Below are 5,925 nucleotides of genomic sequence, written 5' to 3'. Positions count from 1 at the left end.
GTGCGGCGGGGGAGGGGCGCGACGCGCCCGAGTTGAGCGGAACAAGCTCAACTCTGGCAGTGTTGGACCCAGCGAAGTCGTTCCGCACCACTCGCCCGGAGGTAGCCCGTGGACCTCAAGCTCACCACCCGCGCTCAGGATGCGCTGGCCGACGCGGTCGGCCGCGCCACGTCCGCGGGTCACGCGCAGGTCGAGCCCCTGCACGTCCTCGCCGGCCTGATCGGCCAGGAGAACGGCGTCGCCGGCGCCCTGCTCGACGCCGTCGGGGCCGACCGCGCCCTGCTGGCCCACCGCGTCGACGGCGCGCTGGCCTCGCTGCCCAGCGCGTCCGGCTCGTCCGTCGCCCAGCCGCAGCTCTCCCGCCCCGCCCTGGCCCTCATGCAGGCCGCCGGGGACGAGGCGCGCGCCCTGGACGACGCCTACGTCTCCACCGAGCACCTGCTCATCGGCGCCTCCACCGGGCAGTCCGCCGCCGGTGAGGCGCTGCGCGCCGTGGGCGCCACCCGCGACGCGCTGCTGGACGCCCTGCCCGACGTGCGCGGCGGCGCGAAGGTCACCTCGCCCGACCCCGAGGGGACGTACAAGTCCCTGGAGAAGTACGGCGTGGACCTCACCGCGCAGGCCCGCGAGGGCAAGCTCGACCCGGTCATCGGCCGCGACGCCGAGATCCGCCGCGTCGTGCAGGTCCTCTCCCGCCGCACCAAGAACAACCCCGTGCTCATCGGCGAGCCCGGCGTCGGCAAGACCGCCGTCGTGGAGGGCCTGGCCCAGCGCATCGTCGCCGGCGACGTGCCGGAGTCGCTGCGCGGCAAGCGCCTGGTCGCCCTGGACCTGGCCGCCATGGTCGCCGGCGCGAAGTACCGCGGCGAGTTCGAGGAGCGCCTCAAGGCGGTGCTGGAGGAGATCCAGCGCTCCGAGGGGCAGGTCGTCACCTTCATCGACGAGCTGCACACCGTCGTGGGCGCCGGCGCCGCCGAGGGCTCCATGGACGCGGGCAACATGCTCAAGCCCATGCTCGCGCGCGGCCAGCTGCGCCTCGTCGGCGCCACCACGCTCGACGAGTACCGCGAGCGCATCGAGAAGGACCCCGCGCTGGAGCGCCGCTTCCAGCAGGTCTTCGTCGGCGAGCCGAGCGTGCCCGACACCATCGGCATCCTGCGCGGCCTGCGCGAGCGGTACGAGGCGCACCACAAGGTCGCCATCTCCGACGCCGCGCTCGTGGCCGCCGCGACCCTGTCCGACCGCTACATCTCCGGGCGCCAGCTGCCCGACAAGGCCATCGACCTCGTCGACGAGGCCGCGTCCCGGCTGCGCATGGAGATCGACTCCTCGCCCATCGAGATCGACGAGCTGCGCCGCGCCGTGGACCGGCTGCGCATGGAGGAGCTGGCGCTGTCCAAGGAGGACGACGCCGCCTCCCGCGACCGGCTGGAGGCGCTGCGCGCGCAGCTGGCCGACAAGCAGGAGCAGCTCACCGCGCTGACCGCCCGGTGGGAGCAGGAGAAGGCCGGCCTGAACCGCGTGGGCGACCTCAAGCACCAGATCGACGACCTGCGCTCGCAGGCCGAGCGGCTGCAGCGCGAGGGCGACCTGGGCCGGGCCAGCGAGATCCTCTACGGGCGCATCCCCGCCCTGGAGCGCGAGCTGGAGCAGGCGCAGGTGGCCGAGAGCCAGGCCGGCACCGGCGACCACAAGCCGATGGTCGCCGACGAGGTCGGCCCCGACGACATCGCCGAGGTCATCGCGGGCTGGACCGGCATCCCCGCCGGCCGCATCCTGGAGGGCGAGACCGAGAAGCTGCTGCGCATGGAGGACTTCCTCGGCGCCCGGCTCATCGGCCAGTCCACCGCGGTGCAGGCCGTCTCCGACGCGGTGCGCCGAAGCCGCGCAGGCGTCAACGACCCCGACCGCCCCACGGGCTCGTTCCTGTTCCTCGGGCCGACCGGCGTCGGCAAGACGGAGCTGGCCAAGGCGCTGGCGGACTTCCTCTTCGACGACGAGCGCGCCATGGTCCGCATCGACATGAGCGAGTACTCCGAGAAGCACGCCGTGGCTCGCCTCGTCGGTGCCCCCCCGGGCTACGTCGGCTACGAGGAGGGCGGCCAGCTCACCGAGGCCGTCCGGCGCCGGCCGTACTCGGTGGTGCTGCTGGACGAGGTGGAGAAGGCCCACCCGGAGGTGTTCGACATCCTCCTGCAGGTCCTCGACGACGGTCGCCTGACCGACGGGCAGGGCCGCACGGTGGACTTCCGCAACGTCATCCTCGTGCTGACCTCGAACCTCGGCTCGCAGTACCTGGTCGACCCGGAGCTGTCGCGGGCCACCAAGCACGACGCGGTGATGTCGGCCGTGCGCGGGCACTTCAAGCCGGAGTTCCTCAACCGGCTCGACGACGTGGTGGTCTTCGACCCGCTGTCCACGCAGGAGCTGTCCCGGATCGTGCAGCTGCAGGTGCAGCGCCTGGCCGACCGCCTCGCCGACCGCCGCCTGGCGCTGGACGTGACCGACGCGGCCAAGGACTGGCTGGCCCTGACCGGCTACGACCCCGCCTACGGCGCGCGCCCGCTGCGCCGCCTGGTGCAGCGCGAGATCGGCGACCGCCTGGCCCGGGCGATCCTGTCCGGGGAGGTCCGCGACGGCGACACCGTCGAGGTGGACGTGCAGGACCGCGACTTCACCGTCGACCTGGACGCCCCCGACGCGGCCCGCTCCAGCGGCCTGGTCGTGCGCCGCGCCCAGGACCCGGCCGTCAGCGCGATCTGACGTCGGAGCAGCCTGACGCACCGCCCCGCCCGGGGCGCACGACGCCCGCCGGACCGCACGGTCCGGCGGGCGTCCGCGTCCCCGGGGCGGGGGCGGTCTCAGGCCTCCCGCAGGCCGGGGTCGCCGGCCTCCACCACGAACGAGGCGCGCGTGTCCACCGGCGCGCCCGGCTGCGAGACGCGCTGCAGGGTGCGGAACTCCGCGCGCATCGCGTCGCGCTCGAAGCGGGCGATGCCGTACCCGCGCCGGTCGTCGGCCAGCTTCAGGTCCGGGTTGTCCTTGAGCTGGTCCGCGCCGTAGCCGTCGGTGCCGTCGCCGCCGGAGGTGATGGAGGTGCACACCAGCTCCACGCCGACCGGGCGGGCGGCGGGGTCCGTGGGGTCGCGGGTGAGGTCGGCGGCGTAGGTCTTGTGCACGTCGCCGGTCAGCACCACGGGGTTCTCCACCCCGCGCTCGGCGAAGCCGTCCAGCAGGCGCTGGCAGTCGGCGGTGTAGCCGTCCCAGGAGTCGGGGTTGAACCCGCGGTCCACGCCGGGCACGTAGTCGTGCTCGTGGAACATCACCTGCTGGGCGATGACGTCCCAGGTGGCCTGCGAGGAGCCCAGGCCCTCCAGCAGCCAGTCGCGCTGCCGGGCGCCCAGCAGGGTGCGGTTCGGGTCGTCGCGCTCCGGGCCCGCGGTGGGGAACGTGTCGCCGTTCGGCTGGTCGCTGCGGTGCTGGCGGGTGTCCAGCACGTGGAAGGTGGCCAGCCGGCCCCAGCCCAGGCGCCGGAACAGCTGCATGTCCGGGCCCTTCGGCATCGTCGAGCGCCGCAGCGGCATGTTCTCGTAGTAGGCCTGGTAGGCCGCGGCCCGGCGCGCGGCGAACTGCTCGCGCGTCGGGTACGGCTCCTGCTCCTCGGCGACCAGGTCGGCGTAGTTGTTCTCCACCTCGTGGTCGTCCCACGTCACGATCCACGGCGCCACGGCGTGCGCGGCCTGCAGGTCCGGGTCCGCCTTGTACTGGGCGTGGCGCTGGCGGTACCCGGCCAGCGTCGTGGTCTCCAGCCCGGCGTGGTCGCGCACGTTGCCCTCGCCCACGACGTAGTCGTTGGGCGCGTACTCGTAGATGTAGTCGCCCAGGAACACCACGACGTCGGGCTGCTCCTCCGCCAGGCGCCGGTAGGCGGTGAACCAGCCGTGCTCGTACTGCGCGCAGGAGGCGAACGCCGCCGTCAGCGGCGTGCCCCACGAGCGCGGGTCCGGCGCGGTGCGGGTGGTGCCCACCGGGGAGACGTGGGTGGTGCGGCCCGGCACCCGGAAGCGGTACCAGTACTCGTGCCCGGGGTGCAGGCCGGCCACCTCCACGTGGACGCTGTGGCCCAGCCGCGCCGAGGCGACCTCCGTGCCGCGGCGCACGACGCGGCGGAACGCCGGGTCGTGGGCGACCTCCCACTGCACCGGCACGTCGCGCTCGGGCATCCCGCCGCGCCCGTCCTCGGCGTACGGGTCCGGCGCCAGCCGCGTCCACAGGACGAAACCGTCCGGGGACGGCTCGCCGGAGGCGACGCCGAGGGTGAAGGGGTCGGCGAGCGTCTCGCCGGGGCGGCGGTCGGTCGGGGTGGCGCCGGCGGTCAGCAGTCCCGCGCCGAGCCCGGCGCCGAGCACGCCGGCGCCGCCCAGCAGGGTGCGGCGCGCGAGAGGGGGGAGGACGTCGGTCACGGGGGCTCCTGTGGTCGGCCTGTGCTTCTCCCCGGAGCGAACCGGCCGCCGGCGACCGCGGGGGGTGGCCCGGCCGTCGGGCCGGTGAACGCCCACCGACCATCAGGTGCACCGGGCAACTTCCCCCCCCCCGCTCCCGCGGGGCTCAGCCCAGGCTCACCTCCACCTGCTGCGCCCCGGCCGCCTCCAGCGCGAAGGTGGCCGCGCCCCCGGCGGCGGTGACCTCGTAGTCGCCGAGGAAACCGCTCACGGCGACGCGCCCGCCGGCGTCGGTGGTCAGCGTCGTCGGCGCCAGCCACCACTCGCCCTTCACCAGCCCGTGCAGGGCGTCGAACGACGGCTTGCGCGTGCCGTCGGCGCGCACCAGCCCCACGGGCGCGCCCAGCCACGCGCCCGCGTCGGACAGGCCCCAGTAGTTCACCGCCTGCACCGCCGGGTGCGAGAGCAGGGTGCGGTAGTGCCGCGCCACCTCGTCGGCCTGGCGCTCCTCGCCCTCCTCGGTGGACGGCCAGCTGGGCACCTGGTGGTCGTTGAGGTCCTCCACGTGCCCGGGCATCAGCTCGCCCGAGACGAGCGTGGTCTCGGTGAAGTGCAGCGGCAGCCCGAAGCGGGAGAAGCGCTCCAGGACCTCCAGGGTGCGCTCCTCGCCCCAGTACCCCTTGTGCATGTGGCTCTGCAGCCCCAGGGCGTCGATGCCCACGCCCGCCTCCAGGCACTCCTCCACGAGCCGCTCGTAGGCGGGGGAGAGGTTGAAGTCGTTGAGCATGAGCGTCGCCGACGGGTTCGCCCCGCGCGCCTGCGCGAACACCTCCCGCAGCAGCCCGACCCGTCCCAGCGACCGGGCCAGGCGGGTGATGCCGTTGTCCTGCTTGTCGTACTCCGGCATGATCACGGCCTCGTTGACGACGTCCCACACGTCGATCACCCCGGCGAACCCGCCGACCTCGCGGCGGATGCGCTCCAGCTGCGCCTGCAGCACCTCCTGCTCGGGCAGCTCCAGCAGCCACTCGGCCGTGGCGGTGTGCCAGGTCAGCGGGTGGCCCTTGACGAGCGCGCCGCGCTCGGTGAACCAGCGCGCGGTGCGCATCAGCCGCTCGGTGGCCGGCCGCCCGCGCACCGGCTCGAACTCGCCCCAGTAGAAGGGCAGGGTGGAGAAGTTGAACAGCTCGAACCACGCCTCGGCCAGCTCCTCGACCTGGGCGGCCGGCGCCGAGCGGCCGAAGAACGACGACGAGCCGTCGTCGCCGCCGTCGCCGTCGGTGCCGGCGGCGTGGGCGATGAAGTCGAAGCCGATGCAGCCGAACAAGAAGCGGTGGCGCAGCTGGCGCACGGTCACCTCCCGCCCGGCCAGCGGGGTGCCGTCGGGGCCGCGCACGGTCAGCGCGGCGTCGGCGACGCGGTGGCGCAGCGCGGGGTCCGCGCAGCGGGAGGTGGGCAGGGTCGCCGGGGTGGTGTTCACGGG

3 protein-coding genes are annotated in these 5,925 nt (G+C 74.4%); 1 reads left to right on the top strand and 2 read right to left on the bottom strand.

Translation table 11 applies throughout. From position 1 onward, the window contains the following. Positions 1-108 precede the first annotated feature (108 nt). Positions 109-2,763 carry an ATP-dependent chaperone ClpB gene (gene clpB / locus GTR00_RS12480; protein WP_166611941.1) on the top strand — a complete coding sequence of 885 codons (2,655 nt, stop codon included), beginning with the start codon at positions 109-111 and terminating at the stop codon, positions 2,761-2,763. A 98-nt stretch (positions 2,764-2,861) separates the two neighbouring features. On the opposite strand, the gene GTR00_RS12475 is transcribed toward clpB, so the two are convergent. Both GTR00_RS12475 and GTR00_RS12470 read right to left on the bottom strand, forming a co-directional pair. Continuing rightward, positions 2,862-4,463, bottom strand: coding sequence for an alkaline phosphatase D family protein (locus GTR00_RS12475; RefSeq protein WP_166611940.1), 1,602 nt, complete (start codon positions 4,461-4,463; stop codon positions 2,862-2,864). A gap of 145 nt (positions 4,464-4,608) precedes the next feature. After that, positions 4,609-5,922 (bottom strand): endo-1,4-beta-xylanase, encoded by a 1,314-nt coding sequence (locus GTR00_RS12470; protein ID WP_407659686.1) that lies wholly within the window; start codon positions 5,920-5,922, stop codon positions 4,609-4,611. Between the last annotated feature and the right edge of the window lie 3 nt (positions 5,923-5,925).

It is taken from the genome of Kineococcus indalonis (genome assembly GCF_009906395.1).
Classification (GTDB): Bacteria; Actinomycetota; Actinomycetes; order Actinomycetales; family Kineococcaceae; genus Kineococcus; species Kineococcus indalonis.
Note: the sequence above shows the minus strand (reverse complement) of the source record. Positions and strands in the feature narration are given on the sequence as shown.